Source organism: Nisaea sediminum, assembly GCF_014904705.1.
GTDB lineage: Bacteria > Pseudomonadota > Alphaproteobacteria > Thalassobaculales > Thalassobaculaceae > Nisaea > Nisaea sediminum.
The window spans coordinates 227,171-252,684 of sequence record NZ_JACZCQ010000006.1; the positions used below are offsets into that span (position 1 = coordinate 227,171).

At 64.9% G+C, this 25,514-nt stretch carries 25 protein-coding genes and 1 tRNA gene; 16 read left to right on the plus strand and 10 right to left on the minus strand.

Annotated features, from left to right (window positions below):
- Positions 1 to 2 precede the first annotated feature (2 nt).
- Together IG122_RS13090 and IG122_RS13095 are read left to right on the plus strand one after the other, a co-directional pair.
- Positions 3 to 1,607, plus strand: a complete 1,605-nt coding sequence (locus tag IG122_RS13090; protein ID WP_193184200.1) for a phosphoenolpyruvate carboxykinase — start codon at positions 3 to 5, stop codon at positions 1,605 to 1,607.
- A gap of 253 nt (positions 1,608 to 1,860) precedes the next feature.
- Positions 1,861 to 2,235, plus strand: a complete 375-nt coding sequence (locus IG122_RS13095; protein WP_193184202.1) for a SpoIIAA family protein — start codon at positions 1,861 to 1,863, stop codon at positions 2,233 to 2,235.
- Between the two features lie 19 nt (positions 2,236 to 2,254).
- On the opposite strand, the gene IG122_RS13100 is transcribed toward IG122_RS13095, so the two are convergent.
- Genes IG122_RS13100 through polA form a run of 3 tightly spaced genes read right to left on the minus strand, consistent with a single transcriptional unit; the run spans position 2,255 to position 6,046 of the window.
- Entirely contained in the window at positions 2,255 to 2,785 is a 531-nt protein-coding gene (locus IG122_RS13100) for a GNAT family N-acetyltransferase (protein WP_193184204.1), read from the minus strand.
- Entirely contained in the window at positions 2,782 to 3,168 is a 387-nt protein-coding gene (locus IG122_RS13105; RefSeq protein WP_193184206.1) for a VOC family protein, read from the minus strand. The genes IG122_RS13100 and IG122_RS13105 overlap by 4 nt, the downstream gene beginning before the upstream one ends.
- A 25-nt stretch (positions 3,169 to 3,193) precedes the next feature.
- Entirely contained in the window at positions 3,194 to 6,046 is a 2,853-nt protein-coding gene (gene polA / locus IG122_RS13110) for a DNA polymerase I (protein WP_193184208.1), read from the minus strand.
- A gap of 163 nt (positions 6,047 to 6,209) precedes the next feature.
- Between polA and IG122_RS13115 the strand changes: the two genes are divergently transcribed.
- A complete protein-coding gene (locus IG122_RS13115) occupies positions 6,210 to 6,833 on the plus strand; it encodes a class I SAM-dependent methyltransferase (protein WP_193184210.1) in 624 nt (207 codons plus the stop codon).
- Between the two features lie 52 nt (positions 6,834 to 6,885).
- Positions 6,886 to 7,491 carry a class I SAM-dependent methyltransferase gene (locus tag IG122_RS13120; protein WP_193184212.1) on the plus strand — a complete coding sequence of 202 codons (606 nt, stop codon included), beginning with the start codon at positions 6,886 to 6,888 and terminating at the stop codon, positions 7,489 to 7,491.
- 4 nt (positions 7,492 to 7,495) lie between these two features.
- On the opposite strand, the gene IG122_RS13125 is transcribed toward IG122_RS13120, so the two are convergent.
- Positions 7,496 to 7,681 carry a zinc-finger domain-containing protein gene (locus IG122_RS13125; protein ID WP_193184214.1) on the minus strand — a complete coding sequence of 62 codons (186 nt, stop codon included), beginning with the start codon at positions 7,679 to 7,681 and terminating at the stop codon, positions 7,496 to 7,498.
- A gap of 117 nt (positions 7,682 to 7,798) precedes the next feature.
- On the opposite strand from IG122_RS13125, the gene IG122_RS13130 reads away from it, so the two are divergent.
- From IG122_RS13130 to IG122_RS13185, 12 genes are all read left to right on the plus strand, one after another.
- Entirely contained in the window at positions 7,799 to 8,800 is a 1,002-nt protein-coding gene (locus IG122_RS13130) for an ABC transporter ATP-binding protein (RefSeq protein ID WP_193184216.1), read from the plus strand.
- The gene (locus IG122_RS13135) at positions 8,790 to 9,836 is read left to right on the plus strand and encodes an alpha/beta hydrolase (protein WP_193184218.1); all 1,047 of its coding nucleotides are present in this window, start codon (positions 8,790 to 8,792) and stop codon (positions 9,834 to 9,836) included. Before IG122_RS13130 ends, IG122_RS13135 begins: the two co-directional genes overlap by 11 nt.
- 136 nt (positions 9,837 to 9,972) lie before the next feature.
- Positions 9,973 to 10,425 (plus strand): molybdopterin-dependent oxidoreductase, encoded by a 453-nt coding sequence (locus IG122_RS13140; protein ID WP_193184221.1) that lies wholly within the window; start codon positions 9,973 to 9,975, stop codon positions 10,423 to 10,425.
- 1 nt (position 10,426) lies between these two features.
- The gene (locus IG122_RS13145; RefSeq protein ID WP_193184223.1) at positions 10,427 to 12,328 is read left to right on the plus strand and encodes an ATP-binding protein; all 1,902 of its coding nucleotides are present in this window, start codon (positions 10,427 to 10,429) and stop codon (positions 12,326 to 12,328) included.
- Complete coding sequence (locus tag IG122_RS13150) at positions 12,325 to 13,296, plus strand: response regulator (protein ID WP_193184226.1); 972 nt, start codon at positions 12,325 to 12,327, stop codon at positions 13,294 to 13,296. The genes IG122_RS13145 and IG122_RS13150 overlap by 4 nt, the downstream gene beginning before the upstream one ends.
- Before the next feature lie 98 nt (positions 13,297 to 13,394).
- Positions 13,395 to 13,471 (plus strand) — tRNA-Arg (locus tag IG122_RS13155).
- A gap of 133 nt (positions 13,472 to 13,604) precedes the next feature.
- Positions 13,605 to 15,233 carry an FMN-binding glutamate synthase family protein gene (locus IG122_RS13160; protein WP_319024882.1) on the plus strand — a complete coding sequence of 543 codons (1,629 nt, stop codon included), beginning with the start codon at positions 13,605 to 13,607 and terminating at the stop codon, positions 15,231 to 15,233.
- A gap of 201 nt (positions 15,234 to 15,434) precedes the next feature.
- Positions 15,435 to 16,889, plus strand: a complete 1,455-nt coding sequence (locus tag IG122_RS13165) for an amidase (protein ID WP_193184228.1) — start codon at positions 15,435 to 15,437, stop codon at positions 16,887 to 16,889.
- Positions 16,889 to 17,962: an ABC transporter ATP-binding protein gene (locus IG122_RS13170; RefSeq protein ID WP_193184230.1), complete on the plus strand. Its 1,074-nt coding sequence runs from the start codon at positions 16,889 to 16,891 to the stop codon at positions 17,960 to 17,962. The genes IG122_RS13165 and IG122_RS13170 overlap by 1 nt, the downstream gene beginning before the upstream one ends.
- Positions 17,959 to 18,888 (plus strand): ABC transporter permease, encoded by a 930-nt coding sequence (locus IG122_RS13175; protein ID WP_193184232.1) that lies wholly within the window; start codon positions 17,959 to 17,961, stop codon positions 18,886 to 18,888. The genes IG122_RS13170 and IG122_RS13175 overlap by 4 nt, the downstream gene beginning before the upstream one ends.
- Positions 18,881 to 19,705, plus strand: coding sequence for an ABC transporter permease (locus IG122_RS13180; RefSeq protein ID WP_193184234.1), 825 nt, complete (start codon positions 18,881 to 18,883; stop codon positions 19,703 to 19,705). Before IG122_RS13175 ends, IG122_RS13180 begins: the two co-directional genes overlap by 8 nt.
- Before the next feature lie 41 nt (positions 19,706 to 19,746).
- On the plus strand, positions 19,747 to 20,778 hold the full coding sequence (locus IG122_RS13185) for an extracellular solute-binding protein (protein ID WP_193184236.1): 1,032 nt from the start codon (positions 19,747 to 19,749) through the stop codon (positions 20,776 to 20,778).
- 78 nt (positions 20,779 to 20,856) lie between these two features.
- On the opposite strand, the gene IG122_RS13190 is transcribed toward IG122_RS13185, so the two are convergent.
- The 6 genes from IG122_RS13190 to IG122_RS13215 all read right to left on the minus strand — a co-directional run bounded on the left by IG122_RS13190 (position 20,857) and on the right by IG122_RS13215 (position 25,473).
- Positions 20,857 to 21,321: an SRPBCC family protein gene (locus IG122_RS13190; RefSeq protein ID WP_193184238.1), complete on the minus strand. Its 465-nt coding sequence runs from the start codon at positions 21,319 to 21,321 to the stop codon at positions 20,857 to 20,859.
- A 42-nt stretch (positions 21,322 to 21,363) separates the two neighbouring features.
- Positions 21,364 to 21,903: a dihydrofolate reductase family protein gene (locus tag IG122_RS13195; RefSeq protein WP_319024883.1), complete on the minus strand. Its 540-nt coding sequence runs from the start codon at positions 21,901 to 21,903 to the stop codon at positions 21,364 to 21,366.
- 94 nt (positions 21,904 to 21,997) lie between these two features.
- On the minus strand, positions 21,998 to 22,633 hold the full coding sequence (locus IG122_RS13200) for a TetR/AcrR family transcriptional regulator (RefSeq protein WP_193184240.1): 636 nt from the start codon (positions 22,631 to 22,633) through the stop codon (positions 21,998 to 22,000).
- Positions 22,634 to 22,733: 100 nt separating this feature from the next.
- On the minus strand, positions 22,734 to 23,837 hold the full coding sequence (locus tag IG122_RS13205; RefSeq protein WP_193184242.1) for a saccharopine dehydrogenase family protein: 1,104 nt from the start codon (positions 23,835 to 23,837) through the stop codon (positions 22,734 to 22,736).
- Positions 23,834 to 24,469: a DUF4166 domain-containing protein gene (locus IG122_RS13210; RefSeq protein WP_226893554.1), complete on the minus strand. Its 636-nt coding sequence runs from the start codon at positions 24,467 to 24,469 to the stop codon at positions 23,834 to 23,836. The genes IG122_RS13205 and IG122_RS13210 overlap by 4 nt, the downstream gene beginning before the upstream one ends.
- Positions 24,469 to 25,473 carry a DUF4166 domain-containing protein gene (locus IG122_RS13215; protein WP_193184244.1) on the minus strand — a complete coding sequence of 335 codons (1,005 nt, stop codon included), beginning with the start codon at positions 25,471 to 25,473 and terminating at the stop codon, positions 24,469 to 24,471. The genes IG122_RS13210 and IG122_RS13215 overlap by 1 nt, the downstream gene beginning before the upstream one ends.
- Positions 25,474 to 25,514: the final 41 nt, after the last annotated feature.

The following is a 25,514-nucleotide window of genomic DNA, read 5'->3' on the forward strand; positions in this document are numbered from 1 at the left end:
TCATGGGCCAGGAACGATCCGCAAAGGATCTGGAACAGCACGGGCTGTTCAATCTCGGAACCGCCTACTGGAATCTCTCCGTAGCGGAACTCTACGAACATGCGATCCGCAACGACGAGGGCCAGATCGTCCCGGGCGGCGCGCTCGCGGTCGAGACCGGCAAGCACACCGGCCGCTCTCCGAAGGACAAGTTCATCGTCGATACCCCGTCGGTCCACGACCAGATCAACTGGGGCGACGTAAACCGGCCCTGCACGCCGGAGCTGTTCGACGAGATGCACCGCCGTCTCGCCGGCTACATGCAGAACCGCGACTGTTACGTGCTCGACTGCTTCGCCGGCGCCGATGAGGATTACCGCCTGCCGGTCCGCGTCGTGACCGAGACCGCCTGGCACAACCTCTTCGCCAAGAACATGTTCCGCCGCCCGGAAGCGGCCGAACTCAAAGGCTTCGAGCCGCAGTTCACCGTGCTTCAGGCGCCGGGCCTGCAGGCCGCGGGCGAGGCCGACGGGCTGAATTCCGAGACCTTCATCCTGGTCAATTTCGACAAGCGCCTCGTGATCGTCGGCGGCAGCTGGTACGCGGGCGAGATCAAGAAGTCGATCTTCGGCATCCTGAACCACATGCTCCCGGATGTCGGCGTGATGCCGATGCACTGCTCGGCCAACGTCTCGAAGGACGGCGAGAGCGCGATCTTCTTCGGCCTCTCCGGCACCGGCAAGACGACGCTTTCCTCCGACGGCACCCGCATCCTGCTCGGCGACGACGAGCACGGCTGGTCCGACAAGGGGATCTTCAATTTCGAGGGCGGCTGCTACGCGAAGGTGATCCGGCTTTCCGAAGAAGCCGAGCCGGAGATCTACGCCGCCTCGCAGCGCTTCGGCACCGTTCTGGAGAACGTGGTCTACGACCAGGACACGCGCCAGGTCGATTTCGACGACGGCAGCCTCACCGAGAACAGCCGCTCCTGCTACCCGATCGACTTCATTCCGAACACCGATGTCGGCGGCACCGCAGGTCATCCGAAGCACATCATGATGCTGACGGCGGACGCGTTCGGCGTTCTGCCCCCGATCTCCAAGCTGACGCCGGAACAGGCGATGTACCACTTCCTCTCCGGCTACACCGCACGGGTCGCGGGGACGGAAAAGGGTCTTGGCAACGATCCGCAGGCGACCTTCTCGACCTGTTTCGGCGCGCCCTTCATGCCGCGTCACCCGAGCGTCTATGGCGAGATGCTGCGCGAGCGCATCGCCAAGCACGGCGCGACCTGCTGGCTGGTCAATACCGGGTGGCAGGGCGGCCGCGCCGGCTCCGGCGCCAAGCGGATGGAGATCGCCTTCACCCGCGCGATGGTCCGGGCCGCGCTCGCCGGCAAGCTGGACAAGGTCCCGGTGAAACAGGAGCCGCATTTCGGCCTGTTCATCCCGGAGAGCTGCCCGGGCGTGCCGTCCGAAGTGCTCGACCCGCGCAACAGCTGGTCGGACAAGGAGGGCTACGACGCCACCGCGGCCGATCTCCGCAAGCGCTTCCAGGAGAACTTCCGGCAATTCGAGAAATATGTCGAAGCCGCCGTGATCGAAGCCGGGGTCAAGGCCGCCGCCTGATCTGTGCTTCACGCCGAACAACGAAAAGGCCGCCTCCGGGCGGCCTTTTCTGTTTTCACATCGATCTAAAAGATCGTCATTCCCGCGAAAGCGGGGACCCAGGGATCGTAGAGCTCAGCCCGTCTTCCCTGGGTCCCCACTTGCGTGGAGATGACGACCTATTGGTAACCTATTGGTGCTTGCGACATGCCGTCCCTTCGGCCGGCCGCTTTCGTCCCCATATGATGTTCAAACAACGGACCGGAGACGCCCCATGATCAAGATCGCGAAAACCGCGCCGAACCGCATCGAGATGGAGTTCGAAGGCGACAGCATCGACGAAGAGACAATGCAGAATGCGATTGAGGAACTGATCGCGGTGACGGAAGACATCGAGCATGGTCAATTGCTCTACCGGCTCCACCAGTTTCCCTGGCCGAGCCTGGCCGCCATCGGCGTGAAGTTCGGGCACCTGCCACAGCTCTTCAGGATGCTTGGGCGCTTCGACCGTTGCGCCGTTCTCAGCGACGAAGGCTGGCTCCGCACCGCGTCCGATATCGAGGGTGCGCTGATCCCCGGACTGGAGATCAAGGGGTTCAGGATGGACGAGATTGCGGAAGCCGAAGCCTGGCTCACCCGGACCGCCTGACATCCGGGTGTAGTCGGCATTACCCGTCGCCGAGCGCCTTCTCGAACACGTGCGTCGCGACCCTATAACCGAGAATGTCGGTATCGATCCGGCCGGTCTCCTCGTAGCCCATGGCGCGGTAGAACACAGCCGCGCGGGCGTTGAAGACGTCACATTCGACATAGACAGAATTGTGGCCGGCTTTCGCGAGTTCCGCCTCGGCATCCTCCAGAAGCGCGCGGCCGACGCCCCGGCGCTGATGTTCCGGTAGAATCTGGATGGTCTTGATCTGCCGGTCGAGCAGGAAGGAAAAGCCGACCACGCCCGTCTTGCCGTCATCAGCCTCGGCCACCCTGCAGGTCTGCCAGGCGTGATCGACGAAGGCCTGACCGAGATTCTCGTTGCGGTAACGGGCCGGAACCGCCGGCGGCATGAACGGCATCCAGGTCGCCTCCCAGCACTGGTCCATGATCTCGACCATCCGCGCCTTGTCCCGTTCTTCCGCCTGCCGCACCGTGACGGGAAGCGGTTTGGCCTTGGGCTTCAGCTTCGGGCGCGGCGGACTGCTCATGATGCCTCCGGCAAATGACAGACCGCCTGCAGCTTGTTGCCGTCGGGATCGCGGACATAGGCGGCGTAATAATTCCTGTGGTAGTGCGGCCGGAGGCCCGGTGCCCCTTCGTCGCTGCCGCCATGGGCAATCGCGGCAGCGTGAAACGCGTCGACCGAGGCCCGGTCCGAAGCGAGAAAGGCGATATGGGTCCCGTTACCGACCGTTGCCGGCTTGCCATCGAAAGGACGCATGACCCAGGTCTGGTCGCCCTTGGTATCGCCGTAGCCGGCATGGAGCTCGTCGCGGAAGAAGCGGGCGATCCCGAGCGTGGCGAGGACCGCATCGTAGAAGGCAGCCGCGCGGTCGAGATCGTTGCTGCCGAGCGTTACGTGACTTAACATCGGACCCTCCTCCCCGGATTGCGCCTCAGTGCGCCTCGGCCCAACTGTCGCCGGTGCCGGCATCTGCCACCAACGGCACGGACAGTTCGACCACCGGATCGGCGGCGCCCTCCATCACCCGGCGCACCACCTCCGTCGTCTTCTCGAGCTCGGCTTCCGGCACCTCGAACAGCAGTTCGTCATGCACCTGCAGCAGCATCTTCGCTTTCAGGCTCGCCTCGTCGAGCGCCGGGTTGATCCGCACCATGGCGCGCTTGATCACGTCCGCGGCAGAACCCTGGATCGGGGCGTTGATCGCGGCGCGCTCGGAGAAGGCGCGGCGGGCCGGATTGTTGTCCTTGATCCCCGGGATGTGCACCCGGCGGCCGAAGATCGTCGTGACATAGCCATGTTCGCGGGCCGAGCTCTTGGTCTCGTTCATGTAGTCGCGGATGCCCGGATAGCGCTCGAAATAGGCGTCGATATATTTCTTCGCGACGCCCGGCTCCGTGCCGATCTGCCGGGCGAGACCGAAGGCGGAAATGCCGTAGATGATGCCGAAATTGATCGCCTTGGCGTTTCGTCTTGTGGTCGGGTCCATGTCCTTCAGCGGCACACCGAACACTTCCGAGGCGGTCTGGGCGTGAATGTCGATTCCGTCGCGGAACGCCTGTTTCAGGCTCTCGATATTGGCGATATGGGCGACCAGTCGCAGCTCGATCTGGGAATAGTCGACCGCCAGCAGTTTGTTCCCCGGCTCGGCGACGAAGGCGGTACGGATCTTCCGGCCTTCTTCCGAGCGGATCGGAATGTTCTGCAGGTTCGGATCGTTGGAACTCAGCCGCCCGGTGCTCGCACCGGTCATGGAATAAGACGTGTGGATGCGCCTGGTCTCCGGATTGATCGCCTCCACCAGCGCGTCGGTATAGGTCGATTTCAGCTTGGAGAGCTGGCGCCAGTCCAGCACCCGGGCCGGCAGATCGTGACCCTGCGCCGCCAGCTCCTCGAGGATGTCGGCGCCGGTCGCATAGGCGCCGGTCTTGCCCTTTTTGCCGCCCGACAGGCCCATCCTGTCGAAAAGGATCTCGCCGAGCTGCTTGGGCGAGCCGATGTTGAACTCCTCGCCTGCCAGCTTGTGGATCTCCACCGCGAGCTCGTCCAGCCGCTTCTCGAAATCCTTCGACATGTCGCGCAGGATCTGCGGATCGACGCGGATCCCCGCCTTCTCCATGCCGACCAGCACCGGGATCAGCGGCCGTTCCAGGGTCTCGTAGACCGTCAGCAATCCGGCTTTCGGGAGCTCCGGCCGGAGCGCGCGGTGGAGGCGCACCGTCATGTCCGCGTCCTCGGCCGCGTAGTCCAGTGCCTTGTCCAGCGCCACCCGGGAGAACGGGATCTGCGTCTTCCCCTTGCCGCAAACTTCCGAGAACTTGATGTTGGTATGGTCGAAATGCAGCTCCGAGAGCTCGTCGAGTCCGTGCCCGTGCAGCCCGCCCTCGAGCACGTAGGACATGCACATCGTGTCGTCCACCGGCGCGACATTCATCCCGCCGTTCCGCTCCTGCGCCAGCACGAGCAGGTCGTATTTCGCGTTGTGCAGGACCTTGAGAACCGACGGATCCTCGAAAAGCGGCCTCAGCAGTCCGAGAGCCACTTTCGGATCGATCTGCTTCGGACGCTCCTTGTCCGATCCGCCATCGAGGAGGCTGCCCTGTGCCTCTCCCTCGCTCTCGTGGCCGAGCGGGATATAGCAGGCCTTGCCCGGCTGGATGCTCATCGAAACACCGACGAGGTCGGCCTGCATCGCGTTCAGCGAGGTCGTCTCGGTGTCGATCGCCACCGTCCCCTCTTCATGCGCCATCGCGATCCAGCGCTTGAGATCTTCCACCTCCTGCACGAGTTCGTAGGCGACCTCGCCTTCCGGCTTCGGCGAGCCGACCGAGCCCTCCGCCGGCGCGGCTGCCGTTTTGCCACCGCCCGCCACCGCTTGTCCGTCCGCCAGTTCCGCCTCGTAGCGCGCGATCAGGCGCTTGAATTCCATTTCCCTCAGAAAGGCGAGCACGGTCGCGTGATCCGGATCCTCGACCGTCAGCCGCTCCAGCGGCTCGACCACATCGACATCGTCCTTCAGCCGAACGAGCTCGCGGGAGATCCGGGCCTGCTCGGCGAACTCGATCAGGTTCTCCCGCCGCTTCGGCTGCTTGATCTCCTCCGCCCGTGCGAGGAGCGTGTCGAGATCGCCATATTCGGTGATCAACTGCGCCGCGGTCTTGATGCCGATCCCGGGCACGCCCGGCACGTTGTCGACGCTGTCGCCGGCGAGCGACTGCACGTCGACCACCCGCTCCGGTCCGACACCGAACTTCTCGAACACCTCGTCGCGGCCGATCGCCCGGTTCTTCATCGGGTCGTACATGTCGACCCCGTCATCGACGAGCTGCATCAGGTCCTTGTCGGAGGAGACGATGGTGACCCGCATCCCCTTTTCCTTCGCCTGCTTGGCGTAGGTCGCGATCAGGTCATCCGCCTCGTAGCCCTCCATCTCCAGGCAGGGCACGTTGAAGGCGCGGACCGCGTCACGGATCAGCGAGAATTGCGGGCGCAAATCCTCCGGCGGCTCGTCCCGGTTCGCCTTGTAGTCGGCGAAAATCTCGTTCCGGAAGGTCAGCCGCTTTGTATCGAAGATGACGGCGACATGGTCGGCCTCGATATCCTCGACCAGCTTCAGCAGCATGTTGGTGAAGCCGAAAACCGCGTTGGTCGGTGTGCCGTCGGACCGGTTCATCGACGGCAAAGCGTGGAACGCGCGGAAGATATAGCCGGAACCGTCCACCAGATAGAGATGGTTGTCCCCGTTCGAGGCGGCGGTCTGATCGTCGGGAATGGCGAGATCGGTCATGGCTGCGGTCCAGCTTGGGCATCGGGGAAACCTCGGCGGAGTCTAGCGGCGGAACACTTCATGACAAGCAATTTGGCTGGGGACAGGCGGTCTGGGCGATTGAACACGCGCAACGGCGGCTGTATGCATGAACCTCTCAAGGGAAAGGCCGAATCGAGACTCAATGAAAACGCTGCTGCATGTGGGCTGTGGACGCCAGAGCACCGAGATCCTGCCGCCGTTCGACTTCGAGAACGAATGGCGCGAGGTCCGCGTGGATATCGATCCTTCGGTCGAGCCGGACGTGATCGACGATATCGCGACCTTGTCGAAGATTCCGGACGGATCGGCCGCGATGGTGTTCTCGAAACACAATATTGAACATCTTGAGTCCCATGTCGTGCCGCAGTGCCTCGCCAGCTTTTACAGGGTTCTGGGCGATCGCGGCTTCGCCACCATCCGCACACCCGACCTCGAGGGTATCTGCAGACGGGTGATCGAGCACGGCCCCGAGAAACCGCTCTACCGTGCCAAGGTCTATGACGAGGAACATGACGTCATGGCCCTCGATATGCTGTTCGGAGCGAGCTGGGAAATCGCCAAAGGCAACCGGTTCATGGCGCATCGCACCGCCTTCACCAAGCGTACGCTCTTCCGCAAGCTCCGCGAGGCCGGCTTCGAGGGTGTGGAAATCAGGACGGTCCCGAACGGCCTCGAACTCTTCGCCATGGCGATGAAGAAGGTCGAGAACAACCTTTTCTGGGAGGTCACCGGGCGCGTGCAGAGCATGGCGGATGTGCCCGAATGAGCCACAACATTCAGATCGCGGAAACCCCGGCTATCAGCGGAATGCGCACTCGATGAAAACACTTCTACATGTCGGCTGCGGACGCCAGAGCAAGGAAACCCTGCCGCCGCTGGATTTCGAAACCCAGTGGACGGAAATCCGTATCGACCTCGATCCCGATGTCGAGCCCGATATCGTCGACGACATCCGGACCCTGTCGAAGGTCGCGGACGGTTCGGGACACATGCTGTTCTCGAAGCACAATATCGAGCACCTCGACTATCACGAGGTCCCGCTCTGCTTCAGCAACTTCCACCGCGTGCTGGACGATGCCGGCTTTGCCATCGTGCGGACGCCCGACCTTGTCGCGATCTGCCGGACCATTCTCAAGCATGGCCCCGAAACCAAGCTCTACGAGGCGGATACCCTGGAGGGCCCGAGAGACGTGACGGGCCTCGACATGCTGTTCGGCGCCTCCTGGGAGCTCGCCCGGGGCAATGACTTCATGGCGCACAGGACCGCGTTCAGCGGCAAGACACTGACCGAGAAATTGCGTGCGGCCGGCTTCGAGCATGTCGAGGTCTCATCGGAGGCCGGCGAATTGAGGTGCGTCGCCCTGAAGAAGAGAGAGAGAAATCTCTATTGGCAGCTATCGGGCCGCAAACCGGCCGCGGCGTGACCGGTCAGGCCGCGCTTTCGCCCGCGACGGGCTTGCTGTAGACAAATTCGCGAGAGCAGTAAGGGCAGGTCACCTTGCCGTCGTGATGGTCGATCGTGAGGAAAACCCGCGGATGGCCAAGCGCACCCTTGCCGCCGTCGCAGGCGACGCGCTTGTCCGTAACAGTGATCACTTCGAACGGTTTTGCCATCTGACTGGTCCTTCCACGCGCGGGCACCTATATTGAGCCCAGTCTCCGATCCCGGAATGCCGGGAGATAATAGCCATTCGCCGCGTATTTTCAATCGCCTGCAAAGAGTCTTTTCCCGTGCCCAACGAGAGCCAGACCATCCGGACCGCCCCCGCCCTCGCCCTTGAGATCAAGGGGCTTGAGAAAGTCTACGGCCGGGCCGGCAGTCCACGCCGGAAGCACGCCCTCAAGGGCATCGATCTCGAAGTCCCGCGCGGCTCGATCTTCGCTCTTCTGGGACCGAACGGCGCCGGCAAATCGACGCTGATCAACATCCTCGCCGGCATGGTGAACAAGAGCGGCGGAACGGCAAAGGTCTGGGGCATCGATATCGACGAGGATCCGCGCCAGGCCCGGGCCGCGATCGGCATCGTGCCGCAGGAGCTGAACATCGACGCCTTCTTCAGCCCGCGCGAGCTGCTCGACCTGCAGGCCGGGCTCTATGGCGTGCCGAAATCCGAGCGGCGCACGGACGAGATCCTCGAGCTGGTCGAGCTCGCCGACAAGGCGGATGCCTATACCCGCTCGCTCTCAGGCGGCATGCGGCGGCGCCTGCTGGTCGCCAAGGCGATGGTGCATAACCCGCCGATCCTGGTGCTCGACGAGCCGACCGCCGGCGTCGATATCGAGCTGCGCCGCAAGCTCTGGGACAATGTCCGCGAACTGAACCGGCGCGGCGTCACCATCCTGCTGACCACGCACTATCTGGAAGAGGCGGAAGAGCTCTGCGACCGCATCGCGATCATCAATCACGGCGAGGTCATTGCCTGCGACACCAAGGAAAACCTGATGCGCCGGCTCGACGCCAAGACGGTCACGGTGACCGTCGCCGAGGACCTGCCGGAGGTGCCGGAGAAGCTGCCGCATGCGCTCTCGTCCTTCTCGGTGCAGATCAGCGGCCCCAACCGGCTGACCTTCGAGTTCCGGAAGAGCGACGGGCCGATCGCCCGCATCCTCGGCGCACTCGCCTCAGCCGGCTTCCACATCCAGGACATCAGCACCGAGGAAAGCGATCTCGAGGACATCTTCCTCGAGCTCACCAGCGCCAAGCAGGGGGCCGGCCGCATTCATGCGGCGTAAGGCGCGTACCGGACTTCTGATTGCCGCTCTTGCCCTTCTGGCCGGAGCGTCGTGTACCCCCTCTGTCGCACCGCGCGTGGAAGCGCACCGTCCGGCCGAAATCCGGAACGACGTGCTCATCATGCAGGATGGCGCGCTTCTTCCCTACCAGCGCTGGAGTCCGGACGGACGGCCGAAGGCCGCAGTGATCGCCCTGCACGGCTTCAACGACTATTCCGGCGCCTATCGCGATCTCGGACCCCTGCTCGCCGCCAGAGGCCTGCTTGTCATCGCCTACGACCAGCGCGGCTTCGGCGGCACTTCGATGCGCGGCGACTGGGCCGGCGCCGAGGCGATGATCCGCGATCTCGACACCGTCACCGAGCTGCTGCGCGGAGCATACCCGGACCTGCCGGTCTATGCCCTTGGCGAAAGCATGGGAGGAGCCGTCATCATGGCGGCACTCGGAGGCTATGGTCCGCCGCGCCTCGACGGCGCAGTGCTTTCCGCGCCCGCAGTCTGGGGCCGCAGCACCATGAATGTCTGGCAGCGCGGCGCGCTGACCGCCGGCGCCCATATCGCTCCCAGGATCCACGTCCGGCCGCAGACCCTGCCGAAACTCCCGTCGGACAATATCGAGATGCTGCGGCGGCTCTACTACGACCCGATGATGATCAAGGAGACGCGGATCGAGTCCGCCTGGGGCCTGACCGGCCTCATGGACCGGGCGCTAGAGGCCGCCCCCCTGCTCGACATGCCGCTGCTGGTGCTCTACGGCAAGGAGGATGGGATCATTCCGCGGGGTCCGACCTGCCGCATGCTGCAGACCCTGCCGGCGGGACCGGACGGGGTGCGCCGCTGGCGCCTCGCGCTTTACGAGAACGGCTACCACATGCTGTTCAGGGATCTCGAGGGCGATCTGGTCAGCGCCGACATCGCCGCCTGGCTGGACAATCCGGACGGTCCGCTTCCGAGCGGGGCCGAACTCGCGGCCAAGGGCAGCGCGCGCCCGCTCCCTGAATTTTGCCGCCGCGTCCCGCGGGACCGGGCACGCTAGGCATGCAGAGAGAAATTTAAACCGTATTTTAAATATTCTTCGGTATCCATCGCCTCCTTCGATCACATGAGAGGCGGCACAGATGTCGTTGCGGACCTGCCTGAGAGCATGCGCGTTCTTTCTCCTAATCGCCGTCGTGGGCGGCAGCACGACCTGGACCGGTCCGGCGAGCGCCGCGGGCGAGCCCCTGCTCACCGTGAGCGGTAATATCGCCGGCAGCAGCGCCGTCGATTTCGACCGCGATACCCTTGAGTCGATGGCGACCGAGACGATCCGGACAAGCACGCCCTGGACTCAGGGAGTGCAGGAATTCAGGGGCATCCCTCTGAAGACACTGCTGGTGCATGTCGCCGCCTTGGGTGGCAAGCTGCGGGCCATCGCGCTCAACGATTACGCCGCCGAAATTCCGATCGCCGAGGCCTCCGCCGCCGGGGCCATCATCGCCGTGCGCCAGAACGGCAAGCCGATGTCCGTCCGGGACAAGGGACCGCTGTGGATCGTCTTCCCCTACGACTCTGATCCGAAACTGGTGACCGACGATTTCCTGAACTGGTCGGCCTGGCAACTGCGTACGCTCGTGGTGCAGTAAGGTGGACGCCGCTCGGGGCAAGGACAGGACGAGGATCCGGCGGCTGACCGTCGCCGCCGTCGCGGTGATCGTCGCCAGCCTGGCGGCAGCGGCACTGGCGATCACGATCTACAGCCAGCTGAAATCCGAGATCGCCGAACCCCGGGAAAACTATCAGTGGGCGGCCTATCAGCTGCAGGCCGAATATCTGAGACTCTCGCTCGCACTGGAGCAGTCCGAGACCGGCAAGATCGCCGCCGAGGATCTCCAGACACGCTACGACATTTTCGTCAGCCGGGTCCTGACATTGCAGAATGGCGAGGCCTACCGGCCGGTCCGCGAGACCGGCGGCTTCGACATGGTGCTGACGGAGCTGCTCGCCGCGATTGAGATCATCGACCACCGGCTCTCGGCCGCCCCGCCCCATCCGGCCGACCGGGGCCGCATCATATCGGCAGGGCTCGCCGGCTTCGGTGCACCCTTGCAGCGCCTCTCGCTCGAAGTCGTGCGCGATGCCGCGGCCGAGCAGACGGAGCATCAGCTCGCCCTGCTCGACATCATGACCTATCTGGTCGCAACCCTCGTCGTGATCATCGGCATCAGCAGCCTGCTCGCCCTCGTCGCGATCAAACAGCTCGGCGCGCTGCATCAAGGCCGGCGGGAACTGTCGAGGGCGCTTGAGCGGGCGGAGGAATCCAGCCGGGCCAAGAGCCGCTTCCTTGCCAGCATGAGCCACGAGATGCGCACCCCCCTGAATGCCATGATCGGATTGATGCGGGAAATCGGCTACCAGACGCGGACCCCGGCGATCCGCGAAATGGCGGACACCGCGACCACCTCCGCCGACATGCTCTGCACGCTCGTCGACGACGTCATCGACGCGACCCGGATCGAGACCGACAAGTTCCGCTTCAACGAGTCTGTTTTCGATCCCGAAATCCTGATGCACGAGGTCGCCGCCATGCTCGACTCCCCGGCGCGGGACCGGGACAACGAAATCCACGTCAACACCACGGGGCTGGACGGCAAATCAATCCAGGGTGACCGCGGCCGGATCAAGCAGATCCTGGTCAATCTCCTGACCAATGCCGTCAAGTTCACCGAGAGCGGAACGATCCGCCTGCGCGCGGCGCTGGTCGCGCCTTCCGGTCAGCGCCCGCACCTGCTGATAGACGTCTCGGACACCGGGATCGGGATCCCTGAAGACCAGCAGCACCGGATCTTCGAGCGCTTCGCCCAGATGGCAGGCGGCGAGGGTCTAGGGATCGGTCTCTCGATAACCCGCGCCCTGGTCGAGCGCATGAACGGCACGATCACCGTCAGGAGCAAACCGGGCGAGGGCAGCACCTTCTCCATAAGCCTTCCGGTCACGATTTCCGATATCGACGTGCCGGTGGAGCGCCAGATTTTCGCCGAACCGCTGCTGGTCGGCCTACGGCTGCTCGTCGCTGAGGACAATGCGACCAACCGGCAGGTCGTCGCGCACATCCTGCGCCGCCACGGCGCGAGCTACGTCTTCGCCCGGGACGGAAAGGAAGCCGTCGAGCGCGCGGTCGAGGACGCGTACGATTGCATCCTGATGGACATCAACATGCCCCGGATGGATGGCCTGACCGCCATGAAGGTCCTGAAGCAGCGCCTGGATGGTTCGACGCCGCCGGTCCTGGCGCTGACTGCCGACGCACTACCGGAAGATCTCGACCGCTTCATTGAGGCCGGAATGGCTGCGGCCGTGGTCAAACCGATTTCCGAACCGGGATTGTTGCGCCGGATCGGAGAGGTCCTCGGCCGCGACGACATCGTCGAGCGCTGCCGAACACCGGCCCCGGGGCGGAACGGCGCGTCCGAACGCGAGACGGAACTGACCGGCGCGCAGCGCGACGCCCTTGCCGCCTTCATGGCCGAAGAGGAGGAGCAGGCGTGAGAAAGGCGTCCGGTCCAAGCGACAGCCTCTTCGATTCCCGCTCCGCGCTGATCGTGGAGGACAGTCATCTGATGCGGCAGCTGCTGCGTTCGCTGCTGCGCGAATTCGGATTCGGCGAGATCGGCGAGGCGACCGACGGTTCGGACGCGATGGAGAAGCTGAAGGCCCGGCGCTACGACGTGATCATCTGCGACTGGATGATGGAGCCGACCGACGGCTTCACCTTCGTCAGCGGGCTTCGGCAGCATGGCTCGCCGGAACTGCGCGGTCTTCCGGTCGTCATGCTCACCTCCGTGAGCGAGGAGCCGCAGGTCGTCGCTGCGCGCGATGCGGGCGTGACCGAATATCTCGTCAAACCGGTTTCCGCCGACAAGCTGAAGAAGCGCCTGCATTCCGTTTTCACCCGGCCGCGCGACTTTCTCGCCACCGACAGCTATGTCGGGCCCGACCGCCGGCGCCGTCAGCTCGAGGGACCGGGCACACCCGCACGGCGCCTTTCCGACAAGCTGGAGATCCGGGCCGGCAGCAGTTGCCTCCCGACGGACGCCCCGACCGCGGAGGATTACCGCCCGGTACTGCGTGCGGAACTGAAACGGCTCTCGGCGCTCGCCGAGGAGATCGAGGAGGCCGGCGGCCGCTCCGCCGAGCCTTGGATCATGGCCATGCGGATTGCCCACGACCTGAAAGGCCAGGCCGCGACCTTCGGCTATGGCGTCATCGCGGAGATCGCCGCTAGGCTCGACCGGCTGACCAAGCCCGTCGCCCGTGACGGGAGATTGATGGAAAAACCGCTGGAACGGCGCATCGGCTCCGTCCGGCGTCATGTCGATGCCCTGCATCTGATTTTCGAGCAGGGCGTGCTCGCCCGTTCGGTGGAGACCGACGCGCTTCTCGAACAGCTCGACCGGGCGATCGCCAGGGTCGAGCGCGACGCCGCCGCACCGCCCCCGGACTCCGGCAAGGACTAGGCCGTCCTACGCCGCCGCTTTCTCCTTGCATGAGGGCGCCCGCGCAGGTAGGTTCCGCGTCGCTCGCCTGCCGGCTTTTCCCGGCACGGCCCCGGCATGCACCCGTAGCTCAGCTGGATAGAGCGCTGCCCTCCGAAGGCAGAGGTCAGAGGTTCGAATCCTCTCGGGTGCGCCACTTTTCCGATGTCCTCTCCAATCTCGCGGCAAGTCCGGGCCGATGCCAGCGCGTGCACAGCCCCTTCCCGCACGCGTCCGCCGCGTCTAACCTTCGCCCGGGGATCCGGACTCAACCGGGAGGAGACACTTAAGTGCGCTTTGCTTTCTTTGCGGTGATCGCCGCAGCGGCCGTCGCCGCGCTCGGGCTCGGGCTGGCTGGCTTTACCTGGGCATGGCTCGCCTTTCCCGTCTTCGCCTTCCTGACGCTCCTCGGCATCCGCGATCTCGTCCAGATCCGGCACAGCCTGCTCCGCAACTATCCCGTCCTCGCCCATATGCGCTGGCTCTTCGAGGGCATCCGTCCGGAGATCCGCCAGTACCTGATCGAGAGCGATGCCGACGCCTTTCCGTTCAACCGGGAACAACGCTCGCTGGTCTACCAGCGCGCCAAGCAGGAACAGGAGACCGTTCCCTTCGGCACCCAGTTGGACGTCTACAAGGCGGGCTACGGGTATTTCACCCATTCCCTCGCCCCGGTTCACCCGAAGACGGACAATTTCCGCCGCAGGGTGGGCGGGCCGGACTGCACGCAGCCCTACGACATCTCGCTCTTCAACGTCTCCGGCATGAGTTTCGGCGCCCTCAGCGCCAATGCGATCGCCGCGCTCAACAAGGGCGCCGCCGCCGGCGGCTTCGCCCACGATACCGGGGAAGGCTCGATCTCGCCGCATCACCGGCGCCATGGCGGCCGCCTGATCTGGCAGATCGCGGCGGGCTATTTCCGCTGCCGCACCGCGGACGGGAAGTTCGACCCGGAAAAGTTCGCCGCGACCGCCGCAGACCCTCAGGTCAAGATGATCGAGCTGAAACTCTCCCAGGGCGCGAAGCCCGGCCATGGCGGCGTCCTGCCCGCCTCCAAGATCACGCCCGAGATCGCCGAGACCCGCGGTATCCCGATGGGCCGGGACTGCATCTCCCCGGCCTGCCATCCGTCCTTCTCGACGCCGGAGGGCATGGTTTCCTTCCTCGCGGAGTTGCGCCGGCTCGCGAAGGGCAAGCCGGTCGGCTTCAAGCTCTGCGTCGGCCATCCGCACGAGTTCATGGCGATCTGCAAGGCGATGATCGCGCAGGGCGCCTATCCCGATTTCATCGTCGTCGACGGCAAGGAGGGCGGCACCGGCGCTGCGCCGGTGGAATTCACCAACAGCCTCGGCATGCCGCTGCGCGAGGGCCTGCATTTCGTCCACCAGACCCTGATCGGCGCCGGGCTGCGGGAACGGATCCGGATCGGCGCCAGCGGCAAGATCATCTCCGGCGCGGATATCGCGACCGCCCTTGCGCTCGGCGCCGACTGGTGCAATTCGGCCCGCGGCTTCATGTTCGCGGTCGGCTGCATCCAGGCAAGGGCCTGCCACACCAACCGCTGCCCGACCGGCGTCGCGACGCAGGACCCGACGCGGCAGCGCGGGCTGGTGGTCGAGGACAAGTACAAGCGGGTGGCGAACTTCCACCGCAACACGCTGCACGGCTTCGCCGAGATGCTGGGCGCCATGGGGCTGGACGATCCGAGCCAGATCCGGCCGGAGACGCTGCATATCCGCGCGACCGACCCGACCAGCATCCTGCATCACCGCCTGAAACCGGGGCAGCTCTTCGAGGAGGATTGTCCTGTCGCCTTCGCGACCCCGTGGAACCTCGCCCGGATCGACAGCTTCCGCCCCTCGGATCTGGCGGAGACGCCGACCTCCGGACCCTACGCGCCGTCCGAGACGCATCCGTAGCCAGCTCGCTTCCGGGCCGTCCCGGAAACCGCCGACCACATGCCCCGGACGAGCGTTATCCGGGGCAATGAACGCCTCCGGAGCACCGCCGGGCCGACCTGGTCCACCAGAATAATCGTTGTACGCCAGCGCGTAATTGCTACTGTTTGAGCCAGATCAGCCGCGTATCCCGTATTCCAACCATGCGAAAACAGTAAGAAAATGCAGGGCCTCCCGGACTACGACGACTTCGACGCAACCGGACTGGCCGAGGGCGTCGCGAAGGGCGATTTCAGCCCGGACGAGTTGCTCTCCACCGCACTGGAGCGGGTCGACGCCCTCAACCCCGCGCTGAATGCCGTCACCCAGGTTCAGGCGGATCGCGCCCGCGCCAATATCGCTGCCGGCCTGCCCGACGGAGCGCTCAAAGGCGTGCCGTTCCTGCTGAAGGATCTCGGCGCCGAGGCCATCGGTTTTCCCGGCAATAACGGCTCGCGCCTGCTCCGGAACACGACCTATTCCTACAATTCCACGCTGGTCGAACGGCTGCTCTCGGCCGGCCTCGTGGTCTTCGCCCGCACGACCTCGCCCGAAGGCGGCATCGGCTGCGCGACCGAGGCTGCGGTCTATGGCGGGCCGACGCGAAATCCATGGAATCTCAACCACACGCCGGGCGGCTCCTCCGGCGGCTCCGGCGCCGCGGTCGCGGCCGGGATCGTTCCCGCCGCGCACGGCTCCGACGGCGGCGGTTCGATCCGCATTCCGGCTTCCAGCTGCGGCCTCGTCGGCTTCAAGCCGACACGGGCCCGGCTTCCCGACGGCCCAGCCTCCGGCGAGGGCTGGGGCGGCATGGCGATCGAGGGCTTCCTCACCCGCTCGGTGCGCGACAACGCACTGCTGCTCGATATCGGCTCCGGCCCGGAGCTGGGCGCTCCCTATGTGGCACCGCCGCTCGAAGGCAGCTTCATCGAGGCGATGGAGAAACACCCGAAAGGTCTGCGGGTTGCGCTCTGTACGACGACCTTCGACGGCGACAAAGTCCATCCGGAATGCGCCGCGGCGGCCGAAGCGGCGGCGAAGCTGCTGGAACAGATGGGCCACCATGTCGAGATCGCCCGTCCCGAGGTGGACACGATGGGCATGATGCAGTCCTGGACCTCGATCGTCGCCTGCGGCACCGCGCTCGGCGTCAGCCAGAAGCTCGCGAAGCTCGGACGCGAGCTGCAGCCTGACGATCTGGAACCGGTCGCGCGCAGCGCCTGCGAGTACGCCCGGACGATCTCTGGCGCCGATTACCTTGATGCGCTGGAGACGGTGCACGCCTACGGACGGCAGATGGCCGGCTTCCTCGATCGCTACGACCTGCTGGTCAGCCCGACGCTCGCGGAACCTCCGGCGAGGGTCGGGCGTTTCTCCCACGACAGGGAAAGTTATCTCGACTACCGGCTCGGCCCGGACGGAGTGTTCGCCTATTCGCCCTACACAGCCTGCTTCAACGCTTCCGGCCAGCCCGCGGCCTCGTTGCCTCTGTCATGGTCGCGCGACGGCCTGCCGATCGGCGTCCATATCGCTGCCCCCTTCGGCGCGGATGAACTCCTGATGAGCGTCTGTGCCGAGCTCGAACGGGCGGCGCCCTGGTTCAACAAACGTCCGCCACTGGCAAGGGAGGGGCGCTGATGACCGACGTCGCGGTTTCGGCCCAATCGATCACCAAGATCTTCGGCCCGACCGAGGGCGGTCTCCGCGCGCTCGACGATGTCTCCGTCGATATCCACACCAACGAGTTCTTCACCCTTCTCGGCCCGTCCGGCTGCGGCAAGACCACCCTGCTCCGGATGATCGCCGGCTTCGAGACCCCGACCTTCGGCAGCATCATTCTCGACGGCAAGGACATCACCACCGATCCCCCGTTCCGGCGGCCGGTCAACACCGTGTTCCAGAGCTACGCCCTCTTCCCGCACCTGACGGTGGCCCAGAATGTCGGCTTCGGGCTCGAGATGCGCGGCAAGCAGAAGGCAGAGATCGGCGCGGCGGTCGCCGAGGTTCTGGCGCTGGTCCGCATGGAGCAGATGGCAGAGCGCTATCCCTCGCAGCTTTCCGGCGGCCAGCAGCAGCGCGTCGCGCTCGCCCGCGCGCTCGCGCCGCGGCCGTCCGTCCTGCTGCTCGACGAGCCGCTCTCCGCCCTCGACCTCAAATTGCGCAAGCAGATGCAGATCGAGCTGAAGCGGATGCAGCTCGAGACCGGCATCACCTTCATCTTCGTCACCCACGACCAGGAAGAAGCGCTGACCATGTCGGACCGGATCGCGGTGATGAGCGCCGGCCGGATCCTGCAGATCGGCGCCCCGCGCGAGATCTACAACGCGCCCGCCAACCGCTTCGTCGCGGACTTCATCGGCGAGTCCAACTTCCTACCCGCCGAAGTGGCCGGAGCCGGGACGGTCAAATTCGGCAACGGCAACTCCGCCCCCGCCGTCATCCCCGACACTCCGAGCGCCGGCACCCGCGTCACCGTTGCGGTCCGCCCGGAGCAGATCGACCTCTGCCCGGAGGCCGACGGTATCCTCTCCGGGACCATCAGCGAGCTGGTCTATTTCGGCACCGACATGCATGCCCATATCGAGCTCGGCGACGGAACCGTGCTCGTCGCGCGCGTCACGGCACGCTCCGACGCCGGCCTGGAGAAAGGCGGACGCACCGGCATCCGCTTCGCGACAGGCGCGCTGCGCGTCGTCGAGGAAAACGCATGAGCGAGGCGAGCGGCAGCCTTAGAACCCTCGAAGCCGACGCGGCGGCCCGCCGGGTCAGGCGCAACTGGCTGCTCTCCCTGCCGGCGCTGACACTCTTGCTCGTCGGCGCCTCAGGCCCGCTGCTGATCGTGCTGGTCTATTCCTTCCTGAAACCCGGCGATTTCAGCGGCGTGATCTGGGAGCCGAGCTTCAATGCCTGGTTCCAGATCCTGTTCTCGCGGGACATCTTCGACGACACGATCGGGCTCGCCGACGCGCATCTGACGATCTTCTGGCGTTCCGTCCGGCTCTCGCTCTCGACCACGCTGATCACGCTGCTGCTCGGCCTGCCGACGGCCTATTTCATCGCCACCCGCTCCGGCCGCCAGCGCATGTTCTGGCTCTTCCTGATCACCATCCCGTTCTGGACCAACCTGCTGATCCGCACCTTCGCGATCCTCGAGATGCTGCGCAACGAGGGCATCGTGAACAACGCGCTGATCGACCTCGGCGTAATCGCGGAGCCGCTGCAGATCCTCTATACCGACACCGCCGTGCTGATCGGCATGTCCTATGTCTATCTGCCGCTGATGGTGCTGCCGCTCTATGCCGCGATCGAGCGGCTGGACTTCCGCCTCGTCGAGGCCGGATACGACCTCTATGCGAACCGGGTGCAGGTGTTCCGCCGCATCATCCTGCCGATCATCAAGCCGGGCATCGTCGCCGGCTCGATCCTGGTCTTCGTGCCCTCGCTCGGCGCCTATGTGACGCCGCGGGTGCTCGGCGGCGGCAAGAACATGATGATCGGGAATTTCATCGAGCTGCAGTTCGGCCAGGGCCGGAACTGGCCGCTCGGTGCCTCGCTCTCGATCCTATTGCTGTTCATCGTGATGGCCGCGCTGCTGCTCTATGTCCGGGCCTCCTCGCGGGAGGAGCCGCATGGCTGAGCGCAGGCGGAAAACCTTCTCCGTCCGGCAGCTGCCGGGCGTGACGCCGATCACCATGGCCTGCTTCGCCGCGCTCTACGCCCCGATCGTGATCATCGTGATCTATTCCTTCAATGCGGGGGATTCGGTCGCGCTCTGGCAGGGCTTCTCCTTCCGCTGGTACGCCATCGCGGCGGAGAACGAGCTGGTGCAGGAAGCCACAATCCGCTCGCTGGTGATCGCGCTCTGGGCCTCCGGCATCTCGACGGTGCTGGCGACCATGGCGGCGCTCGGAACGACGCGGACGGCGAGATTCCCGGGCAACACCTTCATCTATGTGATGATAAACCAGCCGCTGATGGTGCCGGAGATCGTCACCGCGGTGGCGCTGCTGATCTTCTTCGCCTCGATCAAGGTCGCGACCGGCTATTCCGGCCTCGGCTACCTGATCCTCGCCCATTCCGCCTTCTGCGTGCCTTTCGCCTATCTGCCGATCCGGGCCCGCCTCGAGGGCATGGACCGCACGCTGGAGATCGCGGCGGCGGATCTCTACGCCACGCCCTGGCAGACCTTCCGCAGGGTCACCCTGCCGCTGGTCCTGCCGGGCATCGTCGCCGGCGCGATGCTCGCCTTCGTCATCTCGCTCGACGACGTCATCATTACCGAGTTCGTGAAGTCGGCCGGACAGGATACCCTGCCGACCTATATGCTCGGTCAATTGCGGCGGGCGGTCACGCCGGAGGTCAACGCCATCTCGACGGCATTGCTCGGGCTGACGATTGTGCTGCTCACCGCCTTCTTCCTCCTCACCGGGAGGGGCAACGACAAGAAACCGTGAACGGAAAAGAACAGAACAGAGGCGCACGAAAGGAGATTCTCATGCGTACGTCCTTGCTTGCACTGACAGCCGCCGCGACGCTCGCCCTGAGCGCACCGGCCTTCGCCGCGGGCGAACTGAACATCTATAACTGGGGCAACTACACCAACCCCAAGCTGATCGAGAAATTCGAGAAGACCTACGACGTCAAGGTCACACTCACCGACTATGACTCGAACACCACCGCGCTGACCAAGATCGAGGCCGGCGGACACGGCTTCGACATCGTGGTGCCGACCAACAACTACGTGCCGATCTATGTCGAGAAGGGACTGCTGCTCGAGAGCCGCCCGGACCAGATGGAGAACTTCAAGCATCTCTCCAAGCAGTGGCAGGACGTCACCTGGGATCCGAACCGCCACTACACCGTTCCCTGGCAGTGGGGCACCACCGGCGTCGCGGTCGATACCTCGGTCTATGGCGGCGACATCAACACCTCGGCGATCTTCCTCGACCCGCCGGCGGAACTGGTCGGCAAGGTCAATGTCGTCCCGGAAATGAACGACGTCATCAACCTGACCCTGTTCTATGTCGGCGGCGAGGCCTGCACCACCGACAAGACGGTGCTGAGAAAGGTCCGCGACACGCTGATGGCGGCGAAGCCGAAATGGCTGTCGATGGATTACGGCACCACCGACAAGCTCTCCAGCGGCGAATACAAGGCGACCGTGAACTGGAACGGCTCGACCTTCCGCGCCCGGCTGAACAACCCGAAGGTGGCCTACGGCTATCCGAAGGAAGGCTATCCGCTCTGGATGGATTCCGTCGCCGTTCTGAAGGACGCCAAAAACGCCGAGAACGCCAAGCTGTTCCAGAACTTCATCATGGATCCGGAGAACGCCGCGATGATCTCCGCCTTCGCGCGCTACGCGAACGGCGTCGACGGCTCCGAGGCGTTCATGCCGGAGGAGATGAAGACCGCACCGGAAATCGTCACGCCGGAAGCGCTGCGTGCCGCCGGCAAGTTCCTGCCGACCTGCCCGCCGGAATCGCGCGATCTCTACACCGCGATCTGGACCGAGCTGCAGAAGTAAGCGCTCGCGTCCGAGTGAAGATCAAGACGGCCCGGAAGGAGACTTCCGGGCCGTTTTTCGTTTAGTCCCTTTGCTTGCTCACAGCGACTGCGCCAGCGCCTCCAGCTGCTCACCCGCCTTGCCCCAGCCGTCATGGAAGCCCATGGCCTCATGCTCCTGCTTCGCTTCGGCGCTCCAGTGCATGGCGCGGGCGAGATAGTCCGTCTTGCCGCCGGGCGCATCCTTCAGCACCACTTCGGCGCACATAAAAGGCCGGCCGGAGGGGCGCCAGCCGGGCGTGAAGGCATCGGTGAAGACGAGCTTCTCGCCCGGGACGATTTCGAGAAAGACACCGGCATTGCCGAATGACTCGCCATCGGGGCCGTTCATCCGGGTAAAGAACTCGCCGCCGGAACGGAGGTCCATCCGCGCCTCGGAGACGAACCAGGGCTTGGGGCAGAACCATTGCATCAGCAGCTCGGGTTCGGTCCAGCAGCGCCAGATCGCGGCGCGGGGCGCGTCATAGGTACGGCTGAGGACGAGGTCGTTTTCAGTCTCGGTCATGATCTATGCTCCAATTGCGAATGCGGTGCGAAATGCGACCGCTCAGGTCCTGTCGTCGCGAAAATCTCCGGTCCGGAACGGGGCGCCACGCGTGAAGTGATTGATGAGGGTGCCGGAAGCGGTGGCCGTCGAGCTGATCAGTGAAAGCGTCTGCGGGCCCGCGGCATCGGAGAAGAAGCGCTTTCCGGTTCCGAGCAGCACCGGATAGACGAAGAGCGTGACCTCGTCGGCCAGCCCTTCGCCGAGCAGCAAGGGTGTCAGGCTCGAGCTGCCCCAGAGGATCAGGTCGGGACCGTCCGTCGCCTTCAGACGGCGAACGCCTTCGGCGATATCCGCGCCGAGGCTTTCGACCGGCTCCCAGTCGAGACTGTCCGGTCGGCGGGTCGCAACGTACTTCGTCGCGCCATTGATGCTGTCCGCGATCGGCCCGGCCTCTGCGGTCGGCCAGTAGCCGCTCCAGATGTCGTAGGTATGGCGGCCGAGCAGCAGGTCGAAGGGTTCGCTGTGGGTGGATACCACCAGATCGCCGGGCCGGATCCGAATGCGGCCAGACCCAGCCGCCGTGCTCGAACCCGCCGTCACGGTCCTCGTCCGGACCGCCCGGTCCCTGGATGATTCCGTCGAGCGAGATATGCTCGAAGATCCTGATCTTTCGCATGATGGTCTCTCTCGGAAATCAGTGCCGGACCGGTTTTCCGGTGGCGAACAGCAGCTCGATATAGCGTCTCAGGTGATCGACGCTCTCGATCGCGACGGCGGGATCGCCGGTCGCCTTGGCGAGGATGAAGGCGCCCTGCAGCACCGCCTGGGTATGCCGGGCGAGGCTCGCGACACTCCAGTCGCCGGTCACGTCATGACGCTGCATGGCCGCTTCGATATCCGGCTCAAGCGCCGCGGCGTGTCCAAGAATGCTCTCGGCGCAGGCCGCACGGATCGCCGGATGAGAGTCGTAGACTTCCTGGCTCATGGTGCCGACAAGGCAGGTGAACTCGGCCAGCTCGCCCGCAATTATCTCGCGTCGGAAATCGATATATCCCAGGACCCGCCGAAGCGGGTCCTCGTGCGCATGATACGGCGCGCTCGCGAAAAACGCGGCGGTCGTCTCCGACCAGTAGTCGGCCGCCGCAACACCGAGCGCCTCCTTGCTCTCGAAATGATGGAAGAAGGCACCCTTGGTGACCCCCGCCCGGGTACAGAGCGCGTCGACGCTGGTCGCGGCAAAGCCCTGCTCCCGGATCACGTCCCGGGCAGCCTCAAGGAGGCGGGTGCGGGCATCGCCGCGTTCGGGAGAGTGTTTTGTCGGTCTTGGCATGAAAAATACATACCAACCAGTTGGTATTATCGCAAGCTTTAATCTGCGGTGAAGCGGAGAAAGCCTCATAATTATCTGTAATCGTTGAAATTATCGAACTTCAGGCGGCTTCCGTCTCGTCCCACGAGATATCGAGCGAGGCCAGCTCGGCAAGATAGTCATGCAGGCTGATCAGACCGACGCAGGGTATTGCACCGGGACGACGAAGCGTACCGTCTGCCAGTTTGCACGCCAACAGGATGGCGGGAACGCAGGGAATGTTCGGGCCGTCCCCGGACCGCGCCGTCAGCTCGAAAGTGACAGAGATATCCGTGCCGTCTCGGCTCGCCCCGCTCAGCCGCATGTGGAAGGCGGAGACATCCGTGCCGAAACGGTCGAACCGGTTGGAAAGCCCAAGCAGCGCCGGCGCCAACGGCGCCAGAGTGCGGACCGCGCCGATACGGACAAACCAGGAGAGGGCCCAGAGGCCGAGATGGGCGAGAGGGACCTCGAGGCCGGCGCGGAACCGGATGGTGCGTAATCCGGGATACCGTCCGGGAAAGATCGCGTGATCGGGAATGTCGCAATAGCCGAGGAAGCGTCTGCCGGCCTGCCGGTAGCGCCGCCAGGTCAACCCCTGCCAGCCATGGACCGTTTTCGGTCGGCCGTCCTCGATCGTAAGGAAAGACTGGCCGACATAGCCGAGAATTGCCCGCGTCGTCGCGAGGCCCCGTCCGGTACGTTGCGCGGTCGTGATCGCGTAATCCAGCTCGCGCATCTCGGCGAAGCGCGGACGATAGTGATCTGCGATGGCAGACGTCAGGGCGGGAACGGAGCTCGCGCCGCTCACCAAGGTGACGCCGCGCTCTCGCGCCGCGGCGTCCAGCACACCGATTCCGGAGACGAAGTCGCGCCCGTCGGCGAGATCAATATAATGGCTTCCAGCCCGGATACAGGCCTCGGCGACGGCGTAGCTCTGGCCCTGGAACGGGCCGGAGGTGTGGATAACGATATCCGGGCGGACCCGAGCGAGCGCCGCGTCCAGAGGCTCCGTCACGTCGATCCGCTCCGCCTCGGCGACAGGCAGTTGGGCAGCCAAGGCCCGCGCCTTCTCGAGCGAGCGACCGGCGACGATGATCGTGAGGCCCACGGTCTCGGAAAGTCTGCGGCAGATGAAACTGCCGAAGGTCCCGTAGCCGCCGAGGACGAGAATGCGCGCGCTCACCCCTGCACCTCCTCGAAGACGCCCGCCTGCACGAACATCCGGCCGAACAGCGAGTGCTCGATGTCGATCCGGATACGGAACCGTCCCGCGCCCTCGTTCAGATGCATGAGATAGGTCTTACCCGGAGAGAGCAGGTCCGGCACGGGCAGACGGACGAAACCGAGATCCCAGAAATAGCCGTCGCTGCGGAAATGCAGGTTTCCGTCCTTCTCGAAGACAAGCAGCTTCATGCCGAGGCCGAAGCCGACATATTCGAGGACCTCGCCCCGATCGCTCCGGCGCATGTAGGAGGTGAACTCGACCGGTTTGCGGCCCGGAAGCCGGTAGATCCGGTGCTTGTAGATCGCGGGGTCGCCCGGCTCCGTATAGACCTGGATATCGACGGGTACGCCGGTGGCACTATGAGGGATCAGCGCCCCCTTTATGAGCGGCCGTGTCAGGAAGCCGAGCAGTTTTCCGGCAAGGGAACAGGAAAGCTCGTCCAGAACACCCTGATAACGCAGCGGCGCTCCCGGTGCGGGGTTCTTCTCGAAACGTTTCTGGATATCCGGATGCAGCTTCGACCATTCGGCCCCCATGACCTCCCGGAACAGTTCTCCCTCAGATCTGAACGCGGCCGAATCCAGCGGCATCACCCGTCCTCCATGAAACTGAAGCGGCCACGATATTCATAGACCCGGCCCCAAAGCGGATGAGTGATCCGGGTCATCATCCCGAAACTGCCCGCGTCCAGCGGAACCTCCTCGGCCTCGTTCCGCCCCAGCAGCAGGCCGAGCGGCAGTGGCACGTGGCGCCCGAAAAGCCGGATCCCGTAGCCGCGATGGGCGAGCATCACCTTCCCCTCGCGCCAGGCGTAGCGGCAGCGCCAGTAAAATCCGTAGCGCATGATTTCCACGACCTCGCCGCCGCCGAGATGGAGCATGCGCGAGCGGAAATGATAGTCGCCGTCGCTGAAGCGGAACTCTCGGTCGAAGACGAAGGCCGCGCTGCCGGGATCGCTTCTGAAGGTCACCGTCACCGGCACGCCGCTTTCGTTGCGGGCCGGAATCTGTCCAAGGGCGGAGAGCACCGGCGCAAGCAGCCGGACCGGGCCGGCGCTCATGACGTCGAGCACACCCTCGACCCGGGTCACGTCATCTGAAAAGGGCCGGTTCGGATAGTGCCGCCGGATGACCGGAGGAAGGCGCTCCCAGTCGTCACCGAAAACCGGAGCAAAGATCGGGCGGCCCGCGTCGCTCGGCTTCTGCAGACCGTCCACACCGCGCAAGAACAGCAGGAGCTTTCGAACGCCACGGAGCATGACGTAAGCCGTCTCCGACGCGATGCGCGAGCGTTTCAGCAGCCGGGCGAGCTTCGTCGTCAAACGGTTGGGATCGCCGTAGCTCGCGAGGAAGAGGGTCGCCTCCGCCCCATAATAAAGACGCCCGCCGGCCTCGATCAGCATCCCCTTGTCGAGGTCGAGGCCTTTTGCCTCCGCCGTCCGGCAAAGCCGGTGCCCGGGCATCGTGCGGGCATCGACGAGCGCGAGCGCGCCGTGTTCTTTGCGGAGAGTCACCGCATGGGCGGCGGACCTGCAAATCGGGCAGGCGCCATCGTAGACCACAGATACGGATCCGGGCGTCCCCTCACCGTTCATGACGGAAACCTCATCCGGTTCAGCCCTTGTTCCATCGTCGC

Coding starts and splice junctions, on each gene's coding strand:
- IG122_RS13090 (WP_193184200.1), top strand. CDS start 3: ATGGGCCAGGAACGATCCGCAAAGGATCTGGAACAGCACGGGCTGTTC.
- IG122_RS13095 (WP_193184202.1), top strand. CDS start 1,861: ATGATCAAGATCGCGAAAACCGCGCCGAACCGCATCGAGATGGAGTTC.
- IG122_RS13100 (WP_193184204.1), bottom strand. CDS start 2,785: ATGAGCAGTCCGCCGCGCCCGAAGCTGAAGCCCAAGGCCAAACCGCTT.
- IG122_RS13105 (WP_193184206.1), bottom strand. CDS start 3,168: ATGTTAAGTCACGTAACGCTCGGCAGCAACGATCTCGACCGCGCGGCT.
- polA (WP_193184208.1), bottom strand. CDS start 6,046: ATGACCGATCTCGCCATTCCCGACGATCAGACCGCCGCCTCGAACGGG.
- IG122_RS13115 (WP_193184210.1), top strand. CDS start 6,210: ATGAAAACGCTGCTGCATGTGGGCTGTGGACGCCAGAGCACCGAGATC.
- IG122_RS13120 (WP_193184212.1), top strand. CDS start 6,886: ATGAAAACACTTCTACATGTCGGCTGCGGACGCCAGAGCAAGGAAACC.
- IG122_RS13125 (WP_193184214.1), bottom strand. CDS start 7,681: ATGGCAAAACCGTTCGAAGTGATCACTGTTACGGACAAGCGCGTCGCC.
- IG122_RS13135 (WP_193184218.1), top strand. CDS start 8,790: ATGCGGCGTAAGGCGCGTACCGGACTTCTGATTGCCGCTCTTGCCCTT.
- IG122_RS13165 (WP_193184228.1), top strand. CDS start 15,435: ATGCAGGGCCTCCCGGACTACGACGACTTCGACGCAACCGGACTGGCC.
- IG122_RS13170 (WP_193184230.1), top strand. CDS start 16,889: ATGACCGACGTCGCGGTTTCGGCCCAATCGATCACCAAGATCTTCGGC.
- IG122_RS13175 (WP_193184232.1), top strand. CDS start 17,959: ATGAGCGAGGCGAGCGGCAGCCTTAGAACCCTCGAAGCCGACGCGGCG.
- IG122_RS13180 (WP_193184234.1), top strand. CDS start 18,881: ATGGCTGAGCGCAGGCGGAAAACCTTCTCCGTCCGGCAGCTGCCGGGC.
- IG122_RS13185 (WP_193184236.1), top strand. CDS start 19,747: ATGCGTACGTCCTTGCTTGCACTGACAGCCGCCGCGACGCTCGCCCTG.
- IG122_RS13190 (WP_193184238.1), bottom strand. CDS start 21,321: ATGACCGAGACTGAAAACGACCTCGTCCTCAGCCGTACCTATGACGCG.
- IG122_RS13200 (WP_193184240.1), bottom strand. CDS start 22,633: ATGCCAAGACCGACAAAACACTCTCCCGAACGCGGCGATGCCCGCACC.
- IG122_RS13210 (WP_226893554.1), bottom strand. CDS start 24,469: ATGCCGCTGGATTCGGCCGCGTTCAGATCTGAGGGAGAACTGTTCCGG.
- IG122_RS13215 (WP_193184244.1), bottom strand. CDS start 25,473: ATGAACGGTGAGGGGACGCCCGGATCCGTATCTGTGGTCTACGATGGC.